Annotated in this window: 13 protein-coding genes and 5 tRNA genes; 14 read left to right on the top strand and 4 right to left on the bottom strand. The window is 72.3% G+C overall.

Annotated features, from left to right (window positions below):
- Positions 1–9: 9 nt before the first annotated feature.
- Positions 10–837 (top strand): thioredoxin domain-containing protein, encoded by an 828-nt coding sequence (locus OG514_RS14080; RefSeq protein ID WP_266894463.1) that lies wholly within the window; start codon positions 10–12, stop codon positions 835–837.
- Positions 834–1,676, top strand: a complete 843-nt coding sequence (locus OG514_RS14085; protein ID WP_266894465.1) for a cytochrome c biogenesis CcdA family protein — start codon at positions 834–836, stop codon at positions 1,674–1,676. Before OG514_RS14080 ends, OG514_RS14085 begins: the two co-directional genes overlap by 4 nt.
- A 97-nt stretch (positions 1,677–1,773) precedes the next feature.
- Here the strand turns inward: OG514_RS14085 and OG514_RS14090 are convergent.
- The 3 genes from OG514_RS14090 to OG514_RS14100 form a co-directional block, all read right to left on the bottom strand.
- A tRNA-Phe gene (locus tag OG514_RS14090) sits at positions 1,774–1,847 on the bottom strand.
- Positions 1,848–1,869: 22 nt separating this feature from the next.
- Positions 1,870–1,943 (bottom strand) — tRNA-Asp (locus OG514_RS14095).
- A 40-nt stretch (positions 1,944–1,983) separates the two neighbouring features.
- Positions 1,984–2,056: transfer RNA gene (locus OG514_RS14100), tRNA-Glu, on the bottom strand.
- Positions 2,057–2,160: 104 nt separating this feature from the next.
- Here OG514_RS14100 and OG514_RS14105 point away from each other — a divergent pair.
- The 6 genes from OG514_RS14105 (at position 2,161) to OG514_RS14130 (ending at position 8,303) form a co-directional block, all read left to right on the top strand.
- Positions 2,161–2,511, top strand: a complete 351-nt coding sequence (locus OG514_RS14105) for a metallopeptidase family protein (protein ID WP_266894467.1) — start codon at positions 2,161–2,163, stop codon at positions 2,509–2,511.
- A 113-nt stretch (positions 2,512–2,624) separates the two neighbouring features.
- Entirely contained in the window at positions 2,625–3,338 is a 714-nt protein-coding gene (locus OG514_RS14110; protein ID WP_266894469.1) for a hypothetical protein, read from the top strand.
- 197 nt (positions 3,339–3,535) lie between these two features.
- Positions 3,536–5,923, top strand: coding sequence for a DEAD/DEAH box helicase (locus tag OG514_RS14115; RefSeq protein WP_266894471.1), 2,388 nt, complete (start codon positions 3,536–3,538; stop codon positions 5,921–5,923).
- A 153-nt stretch (positions 5,924–6,076) separates the two neighbouring features.
- Positions 6,077–6,149: transfer RNA gene (locus OG514_RS14120), tRNA-Lys, on the top strand.
- A gap of 150 nt (positions 6,150–6,299) precedes the next feature.
- Positions 6,300–7,697: a diacylglycerol kinase family protein gene (locus OG514_RS14125; RefSeq protein WP_266894473.1), complete on the top strand. Its 1,398-nt coding sequence runs from the start codon at positions 6,300–6,302 to the stop codon at positions 7,695–7,697.
- Between the two features lie 6 nt (positions 7,698–7,703).
- Entirely contained in the window at positions 7,704–8,303 is a 600-nt protein-coding gene (locus OG514_RS14130) for a phosphatase PAP2 family protein (RefSeq protein WP_266894475.1), read from the top strand.
- A 31-nt stretch (positions 8,304–8,334) separates the two neighbouring features.
- Here OG514_RS14130 and sigJ read toward each other — a convergent pair whose 3' ends face one another.
- Positions 8,335–9,285 carry an RNA polymerase sigma factor SigJ gene (gene sigJ / locus OG514_RS14135; RefSeq protein WP_266894477.1) on the bottom strand — a complete coding sequence of 317 codons (951 nt, stop codon included), beginning with the start codon at positions 9,283–9,285 and terminating at the stop codon, positions 8,335–8,337.
- Positions 9,286–9,481: 196 nt separating this feature from the next.
- Between sigJ and OG514_RS14140 the strand changes: the two genes are divergently transcribed.
- The 6 genes from OG514_RS14140 (at position 9,482) to OG514_RS14165 (ending at position 13,787) form a co-directional block, all read left to right on the top strand.
- Positions 9,482–9,976: a rhodanese-like domain-containing protein gene (locus OG514_RS14140; protein WP_266894479.1), complete on the top strand. Its 495-nt coding sequence runs from the start codon at positions 9,482–9,484 to the stop codon at positions 9,974–9,976.
- A 53-nt stretch (positions 9,977–10,029) separates the two neighbouring features.
- Positions 10,030–10,103 (top strand) — tRNA-Met (locus OG514_RS14145).
- A 108-nt stretch (positions 10,104–10,211) separates the two neighbouring features.
- On the top strand, positions 10,212–10,952 hold the full coding sequence (locus OG514_RS14150) for a MerR family transcriptional regulator (protein WP_266894481.1): 741 nt from the start codon (positions 10,212–10,214) through the stop codon (positions 10,950–10,952).
- 135 nt (positions 10,953–11,087) lie between these two features.
- Positions 11,088–11,468, top strand: coding sequence for a hypothetical protein (locus OG514_RS14155; RefSeq protein ID WP_266894483.1), 381 nt, complete (start codon positions 11,088–11,090; stop codon positions 11,466–11,468).
- 64 nt (positions 11,469–11,532) lie between these two features.
- Positions 11,533–12,573 carry a PLP-dependent cysteine synthase family protein gene (locus tag OG514_RS14160; protein WP_266894485.1) on the top strand — a complete coding sequence of 347 codons (1,041 nt, stop codon included), beginning with the start codon at positions 11,533–11,535 and terminating at the stop codon, positions 12,571–12,573.
- On the top strand, positions 12,570–13,787 hold the full coding sequence (locus OG514_RS14165; RefSeq protein ID WP_266894487.1) for an MFS transporter: 1,218 nt from the start codon (positions 12,570–12,572) through the stop codon (positions 13,785–13,787). The genes OG514_RS14160 and OG514_RS14165 overlap by 4 nt, the downstream gene beginning before the upstream one ends.
- Positions 13,788–13,801 lie beyond the last annotated feature (14 nt).

Below are 13,801 nucleotides of genomic sequence, written 5' to 3' on the forward strand. Positions count from 1 at the left end.
CACTTCCGCATGTCCAAGCCCAAGCCCACGTCCACCTCGGCGTCGACGTCCAAGCCCACGTCCGCGCCCACCTCGAAGTCCAAGCCGGTCGTCATCGTCGCCGGCGTGGCGCTCGCCGCCGTCCTGCTCGGCGTCGTCTCGTACACCGCCACCAGGCCCGCCTCCCCCGGCACCGTCGGCTCCTCGGCCGTCGCCGAGGTCTCCGCGGACCCGGACGCCGGCGTCTACGCCGAACTGGAGGCGTACGCCCGGCGCGACGCCTCCGACAAGCTCGCCGTCGGCCGGGCCGACGCGCCCGTCGTGCTCATCGAGTACGCCGACTTCAAGTGCGGCTACTGCGGGAAGTTCGCCCGGGACACGGAGCCGGTCCTGGTGAGGAAGTACGTCGAGAACGGCACCCTGCGCATCGAGTGGCGGAACTTCCCGATCTTCGGCGAGGAGTCGGAGGCCGTCGCCCGCGCGTCCTGGGCGGCCGGGCAGCAGGGCCGGTTCTGGCAGTTCCACCGGGCGGCCTACGCGGAGGGCGCCAAGGAGAAGGGCTTCGGGAAGGACCGGATCGCCGCCCTCGCGAAGGAGGCGGGCGTCCCCGACGCCGCCCGGTTCGCGAAGGACAGCGACGGGGCCGCGGCCCGCGAGGCCGTCCGCGCCGACCAGGAGCAGGGGTACTCGCTCGGCGCCACCTCCACCCCCTCCTTCCTGATCAACGGCCGGCCGATCGCGGGCGCGCAGCCCCTGGAGACGTTCACGGAGGCGATCGAGGCGGCGGCCAGGACAGCCGAGGCGGCCGAGCCGACGACGCCGACCGATGACGCCAAGAAGCCGGGCGCCGGGCAGTGACCTCCGGCATCGGCTACTTCGCGGCCTTCCTCGGCGGGCTGCTCGCCCTGCTCAGCCCGTGCAGCGCCCTGCTCCTGCCCGCCTTCTTCGCGTATTCGATCGACACGCGCGCGAAGCTGGTGGCGAGGACCGGCATCCTCTACGCGGGTCTGGCGACCACCCTCGTCCCGCTCGGCGCGGCGGGCTCCTTCGCGGGCCGCCTCTTCTACGGCCACCGGGACCTGCTCGTCACCGTCGGCGGCTGGCTGATCATCGGCCTCGGTGTCCTCCAGATACTCGGTCTGGGCTTCGCCTCCCGGCGGATCGCGGAGGCGAGCGGCCGGATCCGGCCCACGTCGGCGCTCTCCGTCTACGCCCTCGGCCTGGTCTACGGCCTCGCGGGCTTCTGCGCGGGCCCGATCCTCGGCAGCGTCCTCACGGTGGCGGCGCTGAGCGGCAGCCCGGCGTACGGGGGACTGCTCCTCGCCGTGTACGCGCTCGGCATGGCCGTCCCGCTGTTCGTCCTGGCGCTGCTCTGGGAGCGGTACGACCTGGGCCGGCGGTCCTGGCTGCGTGGCCGGCCGCTCCGGGTGGGCCGCCTCACGCTCCACTCGACGTCGCTGCTCTCGGGCCTGTTCTTCGTGGCCCTCGGCACGCTCTTCCTGGTCTTCGACGGGACGACCGCGCTGCCGGGCCTGCTGTCGGTGGACGACTCGTTCGCGGTGGAGCAGCGGGTGGCCTCGTTGGGCCGGGCGGTGCCGGACTGGGCGCTGCTGGTCGCGGTGGTGGCCGTGGTGGCGCTGGTGCTCGCGCTGCGGGCGAGGCGGGGGAGCCGTTCGGGGGAACGCGAGGAGGCCTGACGGTACGGGGAGGGGGCGCCGGCCTCCTCCCCGTAGGTATCTCCGCGTGCAGACACACGAAGAAGGCCCCGTTCTTTCGAACGGGGCCTTCTGTTTGTGGCTGGGGCCGGGGTCGAACCGGCGACCTATCGCTTTTCAGGCGATCGCTCGTACCAACTGAGCTACCCAGCCACGAAGCTGTTTCCAGCTTCAGCGACTCTGACGGGACTTGAACCCGCGACCTCCACCTTGACAGGGTGGCGAGCTAACCAACTGCTCCACAGAGCCAAGCTTGTGCGCGATCACTAGTCTCGCACACGGTACTACGTGCCCCCAACGGGATTCGAACCCGTGCTACCGCCTTGAAAGGGCGGCGTCCTGGGCCACTAGACGATGAGGGCTAGGGGCTCACCTGGGCGCTTCTCAGCGCGTCGGGGACGTGAGAAGCATATGGGATGGCGGGCGCTATCGCCAAAACGGTTTCCGGCAGGGGGACAATGGGCGCGTGCTGGAGATGACGCGCGAGGAGTTCGAAGAGCTTGTCGCCGAGGCCCTGGACCGGATTCCGCCGGAGCTGACGCGGCTGATGGACAACGTCGCGGTGTTCGTGGAGGACGAGCCTCCCTCCGACGATCCCGAGCTGCTCGGGCTGTACGAGGGGACGCCGCTGACCGAGCGCGGTGAGTGGTACGCCGGTGTGCTGCCGGACCGGATCACGATCTACCGGGGGCCGACGCTGCGGATGTGCGAGTCGCGCACGGACGTGGTCGCGGAGACCGAGATCACCGTGGTGCACGAGATCGCCCACCACTTCGGCATCGACGACGAGCGGCTGCACGCGCTGGGCTACGGCTGAGCCTGCCGCCGGGCCGACGCTCGGACCGGCTGGGGCGTGTCCCTTGTGGCGCCAAGGGAGTTGGGCAGTGCAACGCGTTCCGTTCCTGCCTGTTGTGTCCTGGAGGTGCCCCCGTGCGCCATTTGCCCACCCCGGTGAGATGGGCCGCCACCGCGCTGGCCGTCGCGGCCTGTGCCGGTCTGAGCGGCTGTATGAGTGTGAGCGACGAGGGGGCGAAGCCCTCGCCCGGCGCGTCCGGCGGGAAGCGGGGCGTGGCGACCGAGTCCGGTGGCGGCGGCGCGGGTCTCCCGGGCGGCGACGGCGGCTCGTGGAACGGCCGGCCGGACGCGGGTGGCCCGGACGTGGCCGGCGCGGGTACGGAGTCCCCGGTGCCGAGCGGCTCGCCCTCGGGTACGGCCAAGCCCTCTCCCGGTGCGGTGCTGCCGGTGGAGGTCCCGGGCGGCCCCGCGGCCCCGTCGAAGCCGCAGCCGACGGGCGGCCACGGCGGCCCGGGCGGCGGTGCGGGTGGCTCCGCCGGGAACGGCGGCGGTGACGGCGGCGGCAACGGAAGCGGGGGCGGCGGGAACGGCGGCGGGGCGAACGGCGGCGGTTCCGGCGGTCCGGGCGGCGGCGAGGTCACACCGACGCCGGAGCCGACCGTGCCGACCCCCGAGCCGACGCCGGAGCCGACCTCGAACCCGACCCCCGAGCCGACGCCGGAACCGACCTCCAACCCGACCGATCCGCCGACGCCCGGAGCCGACACCCAGATGGGTGCGATGCGTGCGGCGGACGGGCCGGGCGCGCCCCCGGAGCCAGTGGCGTCTCCGCAGGTCGGACCGGTGTGACGGAGTCCGATTTGCCATAGGTGAGGGAGAGTGCGTATGGTGGTAGATCGTTTGATCCCATTGCCCGGCGCCGACACAGAAGAGCGCCGTGTGGCGCGTACTCTCCCTAGCCGTGGCTGACCGCATTGAGGCGGTCGTTTGCGAAATCACGGAGTTGACGGGCGCGTGCCGAGACTCCGGAAGGTTTCGCATTTCGCATGTCCATTTTCAGTTCTGACCACGCCGTCATGCCCGAGAACGACGAGATCGTCGAGGCCGTAGAGGCCACCGAGATCGTCGAGACGGCCGTCCTCGACGCTGCCGACATCCTCGACGCCGACATCGACGCCGACGACCTCGTCGACGCCCTCGACAGCATCGACACCGACTCGGACGACTCCGTCGAGGAGCCCTCCGAGCCCACCATCACCTTCGGCGACCTCGGTCTGCCGGACGGCGTCGTGCGCAAGCTCGCGCAGAACGGCGTCACCACCCCCTTCCCGATCCAGGCGGCGACCATCCCGGACGCCCTGGCCGGCAAGGACATCCTGGGCCGTGGCCGTACCGGCTCCGGCAAGACGCTCTCCTTCGGTCTGCCGCTCCTGGCCGGTCTGGCCGGCGGCCACACCGACAAGAAGAAGCCCCGCGGCATCATCCTCACTCCGACCCGTGAGCTCGCGATGCAGGTCGCGGACGCCCTCCAGCCCTACGGCGACGTGCTCGGCCTCAAGATGAAGGTCGTCTGCGGCGGTACCTCCATGGGCAACCAGATCTACGCCCTGGAGCGCGGCGTCGACGTCCTCGTCGCCACCCCGGGCCGTCTCCGCGACATCATCAACCGCGGCGCCTGCTCCCTGGAGAACGTGAAGATCGCGGTCCTCGACGAGGCCGACCAGATGGCCGACCTGGGCTTCCTGCCCGAGGTCACCGAGCTGCTCGACCAGATCCCCGGCGGCGGCCAGCGCATGCTCTTCTCCGCCACCATGGAGAACGAGATCGGCACCCTGGTCAAGCGCTACCTGACCGACCCCGTCACGCACGAGGTCGACAGCGCCCAGGGCAACGTCACCACCATGACCCACCACGTCCTCGTCGTGAAGCCGAAGGACAAGGCGCCGGTCACGGCCGCGATCGCCGCCCGCAAGGGCCGCACGATCATCTTCGTCCGTACGCAGCTGGGCGCCGACCGTATCGCCGAGCAGCTCCAGGACTCGGGCGTCAAGGCCGACGCCCTGCACGGCGGCATGACGCAGGGCGCCCGTACCCGCGTCCTCGAGGACTTCAAGAAGGGCTACGTCAACGCCCTGGTCGCCACCGACGTCGCCGCCCGAGGCATCCACGTCGACGGCATCGACCTGGTCCTCAACGTGGACCCGGCCGGCGACCACAAGGACTACCTGCACCGCTCGGGCCGTACCGCCCGTGCCGGCCGCTCCGGTGTCGTGGTCTCCCTGGCCCTGCCGCACCAGCGCCGCCAGATCTTCCGTCTGATGGAGGACGCGGGCGTCGACGCCTCGCGCCACATCGTCGGCGGTGCCGGCGCGTTCGACCCCGAGGTCGCCGAGATCACCGGCGCCCGGTCGCTGACCGAGGTCCAGGCCGACTCGGCGAACAACTCGGCCAAGCAGGCCGAGCGCGAGGTCGTCGACCTGACCAAGCAGCTGGAGCGCCTGCAGCGCCGCGCGGTCGAGCTCCGCGAGGAGGCCGACCGTCTGGTGGCCCGCGCCGCCCGTGAGCGTGGCGAGGACCCCGAGGCCGCCGTGGCCGAGGTGACCGAGGCCGCCGAGGCCGAGGTCGCGGCCGCCGCCGTCGAGGCCGAGCGTGCCGCCCGCGCCGAGGAGCAGCGCCGCGAGGAGCGTCCGGCCCGCGACGAGCGGGGCAACTACGAGCGTCGTGACCGTGGCGGCTTCAACCGCGACGACCGCGGCGGCGACCGTGGCGGCGACCGCGGTGGTTTCCGTGGCGGTGACCGTGGTGGCGACCGTGGTGGCTTCCGCCGCGACAACGACCGTCCGTCCGGTGGCTTCCGTCGTGACGACCGTCCGTCGGGTGGCTTCAACCGCGATGACCGTGGTGGCGACCGTGGTGGCTTCCGCCGCGACAACGACCGTCCGTCCGGTGGCTTCCGTCGTGACGACCGTCCGTCGGGTGGCTTCAACCGTGACGACCGTGGTGGCGACCGTGGTGGCTTCCGCCGCGACAACGACCGTCCGTCCGGTGGCTTCCGTCGTGACGACCGTCCGTCGGGTGGCTTCAACCGTGACGACCGTGGTGGCGACCGTGGTGGCTTCCGCCGCGACAACGACCGTCCGTCCAGCGGTGGTTTCCGTCGTGACGAGCGCCCCTCCGGTGGCTTCAACCGTGACGACCGCGGCGGCCGTTCCTTCGAGCGCCGTGACGACCGTCCGGCCGGCGGCCACCGTGGCAGCGACCGTCCGTTCAACCGCGACCGTCGCGACGACCGCCCCGCCGGCGGCTTCCGCGCCGGTGGTGGCGACCGCCCGTACGGCCGTCGTGACGACCACCGCGGCACCGGCTCGGCCGGCTCGACGGGCGGCTCCTTCGCCCGCCGTGACGACAAGCCGCGCTGGAAGCGCAACGACTGAGGTCGACTGACCTGACAGCTGAGCAGGGCCCGTACAGCACTTCGGTGATGTACGGGCCCTGCTCGTTGTTCCGGCGACTGATCCACGCCGTGTCGGATACCCGATCGGTTCGGGGGATCTCTCGGGCTATGCTGCACGGGTGTGCTTGTCCACGGGCCGTTAGCTCAATTGGCAGAGCAGCGGACTTTTAATCCGTTGGTTGTGGGTTCGAGTCCCACACGGCCTACGTGTGGCGGGCGGGGGGTTGCGACCTCCCGACTGCCGAGAAGCGCCCCGACCGGTCTCGACCGGTCGGGGCGCTTCATCGTTCCCGGGCACGGCGTGCGGGACCGTGGGGGAATCTGGAGCATGGACGCTGAGCGTGGAGGTGGGGACCATGACGGTGAACGGATCCGGTGATCCGATGGGGGAGGCCCGGACCCTGGCCCGGTGGGCCCTCGGTGCGGCCGCGGCGACGGTGCTGCTGCTGCTGACGGGGCTCGGCGCCGGCGGGCTGCTCGTCCTCGTGAGCGCGCTCCTGGGGCTCGCCTGTTCGGCCGTGGGCATCTGGTGGTTCCTCGCCCACCGCGGGCCGTTGCGGGTGTTCGGCGCGCTGCTCGCCGTCGCCGCGCCCCTCCTCGTCCTCGTCCTGTACGTCGTCTGGGGACTGTGGCTGACCGCGCTCACCGCCGTCGGGCTGTGGAGCGTGGCGCTGCTCTGCGCGCGGGCCGCCCTGCGGCGTCTCCGGGACCTGGACGGCAACGGGCGGGGTGCGCGGGCCGGCCTCGTACGCGGGGAGCGGCGGCCCCGGCCGCAGCGGCCCGTGCTGATCATGAACCCGAAGTCCGGGGGCGGGAAGGTCGCCCGCTTCCGCCTCGTCGAGCGCGCCGAGAAGCTGGGCGCCCGGGTCGTCGTCATCGACCCGTCCGTCGAGACCGATGTCGCCGCGCTCGCCCGGCAGGCCGTCGCCGACGGCGCCGACCTGCTCGGGGTGGCCGGCGGCGACGGCACGCAGGCGCTCGTCGCCGCCGTGGCCGCCGAGCACGACCTGCCGTTCCTCGTCATCTCCGCCGGAACCCGCAACCACTTCGCCCTCGACCTGGGCCTCGACCGCGCCGACCCGGCCACCTGCCTCGACGCCCTCGTCGACGGCGAGGAACTCCGCGTCGACCTCGGCTCGGTCTCCGGGCGGGCTTTCGTCAACACCGTCTCCTTCGGTGTGTACGCCGATGTCGTCCAGCGCCCCGAGTACCGCGACGCCAAGGCCGGCACCGCCGTCGACGTCCTGCCCGACCTGCTCCAGGGCGGTGAGGGCGACCGTCTCGACGCCACCGCCGACGGCCTCCGGCTGCCCGCGCAGCAGGCCCTCCTCGTCAGCAACAACTCGTACGCGGCGCCGGATCCGTTCGGGGCCGCCGCTGCCCGGAGACCGCGCCTGGACGGCGGCGAGCTCGGGGTGATCGCCATCCGCGTCGACGGGGCCGCACAGGCCGCCGAGATGGCCGTACGGGGCACCCAGTCGGCCGGCTTGAACGTCCTGACGGCCGCTCGCGTCGAGGTGACGGGGAAGGCCCCGGCGCCGGGTGCGGGACCGGCCGGGAGCTCGGACGGGACCATCGCCGTCGCCGTGGACGGTGAGGCGCTGACCCTGCCCACCCCCGTGGTCTGCACCCTCCGCCCCCGAGCCCTACGGGTCCTCGTGCCGCGCCACCGGCCCGGCGTCATCGAGCCCCGGCCGCCCATGGACTGGCGGCGCATCACCGAAATCGCCTTCCAACCCTCCCCGAGGAGCTAGCGGCACATGACCGGGACGACGCCGACCACCACCACGACCACGAACCCCGTCCGGGCCGTCCTCAGGGACCTCAGGGCGATCGACGGGGCCGTGTACGCCGCCGTGGCGGCCACCCCCACGCCCACGCTCGACTCGGCATTCCGCAGGCTCTCGAACGCGGCCGACCATTCCAAGATCTCGTTCGCCGTGGCGGCCACGCTCGCCCTGGTGCCCGGGCGGCCCCGCCGTGCGGCCCTCGCCGGCCTCGGGGCCATCGCCGTCGCCTCGGCCACGGCCAACCTGCTGGGCAAGCGTCTCGTCCGCAGGCCGCGGCCCGACAGGGAGGCGGCCCGCGTCGTGGTGGGCCGCCATGTGCCGATGCCGGACTCGGCCTCGTTCCCCTCCGGGCACACCGCGTCGGCGGTAGCCTTCGCCACCGCCGTGGGCGTGGTGCTGCCTCCGGCGGCCGTGCCCCTGGAGATCCTGGCGATGGCCGTGGGCTACTCCCGCGTCCACACCGGGGTGCACTACCCGGGTGATGTCGCCGCGGGCGCCGTCCTCGGCATCGCGAGCGCCGCCGTCTCCCTGGCGGCCGGGGCCTCCTTGACGGCCGCCAGGGGGAAGTGACCGGGCGTCAGGGGTACGCGTCCCGGCCGCGTCAGTACGTGGCGCGGGCCAGGTCCTCCTCCGAGAGGTCGAGCGCGGCGAGCCGCTCCGGATCCGCCAGGATCTGGAGCCCGACGATCCGGTCCCCGGAGATGGTGAACGACATGAGTGCGGCCGGGCGTCCGTTGGAGACCGACAGGACCGCGGGTGCGCCGTTGACGACCATCCGCAGTGCTCCCGTACGGAACTTGGCGTAGGTGAGCGCCTGCGAGATGACGGCCTCGGCGCCCCGGACGACCTTGGAGACGGCCGCGAGGGTCCTGCCGCCGTCCGCGCGCAGCACCACGTCCGGGTCGAGGACGGCGAGCAGCCCCTCGAAGTCGCCGCCGTGGGCGGCGGCGAGGAAGGCGTCGGCGATCTCCCGCTGGCGGCGCGCGTCGGGCCCGGCGGCGGGGGTGGCGTCCTGCACGCGGCGGCGGGCGCGGCTGGCGAGCTGGCGGGTGGCGGTCGGGGTGCGGTCGACGATCCGCGCGATCTCGTCGAAGGAGACGGCGAACATGTCGTGCAGGACGAACGCGAGCCGCTCCGCCGGTCCCAGGGTCTCCAGGACGACGAGGAGCGCCAGGCCGACGGACTCGGTGACCTCGGCCGCGTGCTCCGGGTCGGTGGTGTCGGCGACCCGGACGATCGGGTCGGGGACGTAGTACTCCAGCGGGTCCTCGCGGCGCGAGCCGCGCGAGCGGAGCATGTCGAGGCAGACCCGGCCGACGACGGTGGTCAGCCAGCCGCTGAGGTTCTCCACCGCGCTGACGTCGCTGCGGCTGAGCTTGAACCAGGCCTCCTGGACGGCGTCCTCGGCCTCGCTGAGCGAGCCCAGCATCCGGTAGGCCACCGCCCGCAGGTGCCCCCGGTCGGCCTCGAAGCGCCGGGCCAGCAGGTCCTTGTCGGTGTGGTTCTCGCGGTCCCTGTCCACTCGTCGATCTCCCCGTTCGCGTCCCGTCATGTCCTCATGACGGATGGAACCGCGTCGATGTGACACCGGCGCGGCGGTGGCGGAAGCGGTGACGGCGGCTCTCGCAGTCCCGATGCGTGAGATCCACGCCGTCCCTTGGCGAACGCCCGGGATTCACCGGTCGATGCCCCCGACCACCGTGGATCATCACTTCAGCACGGTGATCTTCGTCCGTAGATTGATCACCATGACGACGACAACGCCGCAGGTCAACCCCGTACTTCGCGCCCCGGCGGCCTCTCCCGCCGCCGCGGCCGCGTACTTCTCCGCGAGCCTCGCCTTCCACGCCGATGTCTCCGACGTGGCCTCCACGCTGGCCGCCGCGGCCGCCGACGGCGCCGACCCGGGCTTCGTGGTGATCGACTCGCGGTCGACCGCCTCCTGGGACCAGGGGCACGTCCCCGGCGCGATCCACCTGCCGACCGCGCTCATCCCCGAGCAGGCCGAGCAGCTGCTCGACCGGTCCGTGCCGGTCGTCACGTACTGCTGGGGCCCCGGCTGCAACGGCGCCACGCGCGCCGCGCTGGCCCTCGCCGAGCTGGGCTTCCAGGTGAAGGAGATGCTCGGCGGCTTCGAGTACTGGGTGCGCGAGGGCTTTGCGTATGAGACGTGGGAGGGCCCCGCGGAGAAGGCCGCGGACCCCCTCACGGCGCCGGTCGACTCCGACGACTGCGGGTGCTGACGTAAACCGATTTCGTGATCGCCCCGGTCATGCCGTAGAGTCGTGTTTACCGACGCGGGGTGGAGCAGCTCGGTAGCTCGCTGGGCTCATAACCCAGAGGTCGCAGGTTCAAATCCTGTCCCCGCTACTCAGTAGCAAACGAAGGCCCGGATCCAGTCACTGGATCCGGGCCTTCGTCGTGTTGCCGTCCTTCGGGCTTGACCTTTACGCGACGTCAAGATTTAGCGTTCTCGGTATGGAGTGGTCGATCCAAGAGATCGCCAAGAAGGCCGGCACCACCAGTCGCACCCTCCGGCACTACGGAGACCGCGGACTGCTGGAGCCGAGCCGGATCGGCGCGAACGGTTACCGGTACTACGACCAGGCGGCGCTCGTGCGGCTGCAGCGGATCCTGCTGCTGCGCGAGCTGGGGCTCTCGTTGCCCGCCATCGCCGAGGTCCTCGCGGGGCAGCGGGACACCTCCGCCGCCCTGCGCACCCATCTCGCCCTCCTGGAACAGGAGCGCGAGCGCATCGGACGCCGGATCGCATCGGTGCGGACCACTCTTCACAAGACCGAGAACGGAGAAGAACTCATGGCCGACGAAGTGTTCGACGGTTTCGACCACACGGTGTACGAGGAGGAGGTCACCGAGCGCTGGGGTCGCGACGCGTACGAGAAGGGCGACCGGTGGTGGCGCTCGCTCACCGCCGCACAGAAGAAGGCGTTCATGGACGAGCAGGCCGGCATCGCCCGCGACTTCGCGCAGGCGCTCAAGGACGGCCTCACCGCAGGCAGCGACGAGGTGCAGGCCATCGCGCGGCGCCAGGTCGCGTGGCTGTCCACCACCACGACCCCGAGCAAGGAGTACGTGATCGGCCTAGGCCGCATGTACGTCGACGACCCGCGCTTCACCGCGAACTACGACAAGCACGGTGAGGGCACCGCCGTCCTCGTCCGGGACGCGATGGAGATCTACGCCGAGCGGAACCTGTAGCGCCTCCGGCCCGGCTGTCCGAAGGCCCGGCTGTCTGAAGGCCCGGCTGTCTGAAGTAAACGGTGGCCAAAACCGTGCCCGCCTCTTTGCGGGTGCGCGTTGTCCCACCGTAGTGTCACGCGCACCATGAGTGACTTGCGTAGGGGTGATGTACGACGGCGGGCGCCCGCCGTCCTCGCCCTGCCCGTCCTGTTCGCGCTCCTCACCCTCCTCGTCAGCGTCTGCCACGGCTCGCACGGCCATGTGCTGCCCCCCTCGGGCTCCGCGACCCTCGTCTCGGCCCCCGCGCCGCCGCACGGCTGCGAGCGGCCCGGAGAGACGTGGTCCTTCGACGCCCATCTCCCCGCGCAGGCCTCCGCCGCGCCCCTCGCCGCCCCGGACGCGGGCGGAGCCGTACTCCTGCCGTACGCGGCCGACCTCCGCACCGATCCCCGCGCGCGCTGTGTCCGGGGCAGGGCGGGACCCGGCCCCGAGCCGGGCCGGCTGCTCATCGCCCTCGGAGTGGACCGGAACTGAGCCGGGTCTCGCCCTCGCGTGACCAGGTCCCTTTCCGCGTGCCAACCCCAAGGACATGCCACCCATGAACAACCTGCTGTCCGGCAGCCTGCTGCCCGTCGCCGAGCAGACCGTCGGCAACACTCCCGTCCTCCGCACGGACGACGGCTACTGGGCCAAGCTCGAAGGCTTCAACTTCGGCGGCATTAAGGACCGCGCCGCCCTCTACATGGTCGAACAGGCCCGCCGCCGCGGTGAGCTGCGGCCCGGCGCCCCGATCGTCGAGTCGACCTCCGGGACCCTCGGCCTCGGACTCGCCCTCGCCGGGGTGCTCCACGGGCATCCGGTGCACGTCGTCACCGACCCCGGTCTGGAGCCGATCGTCGAGCGGATGCTCGTCGCCCACGGCGCCCAGGTCCATGTCGTACGCGAGCCGAGCCCGGAGGGCGGCTGGCAGCAGGCCCGGATGGACCGGGTCGCCGAGCTGCTCGTGAGCCTCGACGGGGCCTGGTGGCCCAACCAGTACGGGAACCCCGACAACCCCGACGCGTACGCGGGGCTCGCCGCCGAGCTGTCCGGGCAGCTCGACCGGATCGACGTCCTCGTCTGCGCCGTCGGTACCGGCGGCCACTCGGCCGGCATCTCCCGGGCCCTGCGCTCCACCAGCAGCCCCGCCCTCGAACTCGTCGGCGTGGACTCCGTCGGCTCCACCGTCTTCGGCCTGCCGGCCGGGGAGCGACTGATGCGCGGCCTCGGCTCCTCCATCCACCCGGGCAACGTGGACCACGGCGCCTTCGACGAGATCCACTGGGTGGGCCCCGCGGAGGCGGTACGGGCGGCCCGCCGCCTGGCCTCGCGTCAGTTCGCGACGGGCGGCTGGAGCGTGGGCGCGGTCGCGCTGGTCGCCGGATGGCTGGCCCGCACCCGGCCGCGCGGGACGCGGATCGCGGCCGTCTTCCCCGACGGGCCGCAGCGGTACTTCGACACCGTCTTCAACGACGAGTTCTGCGCGGCCCACGGCCTCCTCGACGGGCCCGTACGGGAGGATCCGGCGGGGTACGTCTCCGCCGACACGGTCAGCGGCTGGACCCGCAAGGTCATCGACCGGACGGGGTCGGCGCGTTGACCACGACGGCAGCGCCTCCCAAGGGAGGCGTCTGGAAGCAGAGCCGTAGCTTCGAACCGGCCGTACGGCTCCTCTTCCTCAACCAGCTCACCATCAACCTCGGCTTCTACATGCTCATGCCGTACCTGGCCGCGCACCTCGCGGACGGGCTCGGCATGGCGGCCTGGGCCGTCGGGCTCGTCCTCGGAGCCCGGAACCTCTCGCAGCAGGGCATGTTCCTCGTCGGCGGGGCGCTCGCCGACCGGCTCGGCTTCAAGCCGCTCATCGTGGCGGGCTGTGCGCTGCGGACGGTCGGCTTCGGGGCGCTTGCGTTCGCACAGTCGCTGCCGATGCTGATCGCCGCCTCGCTGGCGACCGGCCTCGCGGGGGCGCTGTTCAACCCCGCCGTACGGGCCTGCCTCGCGGCGGAGGCGGGGGAGGAGCGCCGGGTCGAGGCCTTCGCGCTGTTCAACGTCTACTACCAGGCGGGCATCCTGCTCGGGCCGCTCGTCGGGGTGGCCCTGACAGGGGTGTCGTTCCGGCTGACGTGTGTGGTGGCGGCGGTGCTGTTCGCCGGGCTGACCCTCGTACAGCTCCGGTACATGCCCACCTCGGGGGCCGCCGCCAGGGGGAAGGAGGAACGCGGGCAGTTCCGCACGGTGCTCTCCCACCGCACCTTCTGGCTCTTCTCGCTCGCGATGACCGGCTCGTACGTGCTGTCCTTCCAGGTCTATCTGGCGCTGCCGCTCGCCGCGGGCGGCACGGGGCCCACGACGGCGCTCTTCGTCGTCTCCGCCCTGGTCGCGCTGGCCGGGCAGCTGCGGATCACCGCCTGGTGCAAGCGGCGGCTGAGCCGGGAGCGGTGTCTGGTCCTCGGGCTCGCCCTGATGGGCGGGGCCTTCCTGCTCCCGGCCGTCCTCGGCCGGGGGCTCGTGGGGCTGCTGCTGTGCGCGGCGGTCCTGGCCGTCGCGAACGCCGTGCTCTACCCGTACGAGATGGACACCGTCGTCGCCCTGTCCCGGGGGCGCTGGGTGGCCACCCACTACGGGCTCTACAACACGGTGTGCGGGATCGGGATCACCCTCGGGAACCTGGGGACGGGCGCGCTGCTCGACGTGACCGGGTGGTCGGCGGTGCCGTGGCTCGCGCTGTGCGCGGTGGGGCTGGTGTGCGCGGCCGCGATGGCGCTGCTGGCGAGGGGAGGGCGGCTGGCCGAGGGGGCTGCCACGGACTGAGCCCCCTGCCCGCT

It is taken from the genome of Streptomyces sp. NBC_00572 (assembly GCF_026341815.1).
GTDB lineage: Bacteria > Actinomycetota > Actinomycetes > Streptomycetales > Streptomycetaceae > Streptomyces.

Bases quoted from the DNA above. Each gene is read 5' to 3' on its own strand.
- OG514_RS14080 (WP_266894463.1), top strand. From the start codon at position 10: ATGTCCAAGCCCAAGCCCACGTCCACCTCGGCGTCGACGTCCAAGCCC.
- OG514_RS14115 (WP_266894471.1), top strand. From the start codon at position 3,536: ATGTCCATTTTCAGTTCTGACCACGCCGTCATGCCCGAGAACGACGAG.
- OG514_RS14125 (WP_266894473.1), top strand. From the start codon at position 6,300: ATGACGGTGAACGGATCCGGTGATCCGATGGGGGAGGCCCGGACCCTG.
- OG514_RS14130 (WP_266894475.1), top strand. From the start codon at position 7,704: ATGACCGGGACGACGCCGACCACCACCACGACCACGAACCCCGTCCGG.
- sigJ (WP_266894477.1), bottom strand. From the start codon at position 9,285: ATGACGGGACGCGAACGGGGAGATCGACGAGTGGACAGGGACCGCGAG.
- OG514_RS14140 (WP_266894479.1), top strand. From the start codon at position 9,482: ATGACGACGACAACGCCGCAGGTCAACCCCGTACTTCGCGCCCCGGCG.
- OG514_RS14150 (WP_266894481.1), top strand. From the start codon at position 10,212: ATGGAGTGGTCGATCCAAGAGATCGCCAAGAAGGCCGGCACCACCAGT.
- OG514_RS14160 (WP_266894485.1), top strand. From the start codon at position 11,533: ATGAACAACCTGCTGTCCGGCAGCCTGCTGCCCGTCGCCGAGCAGACC.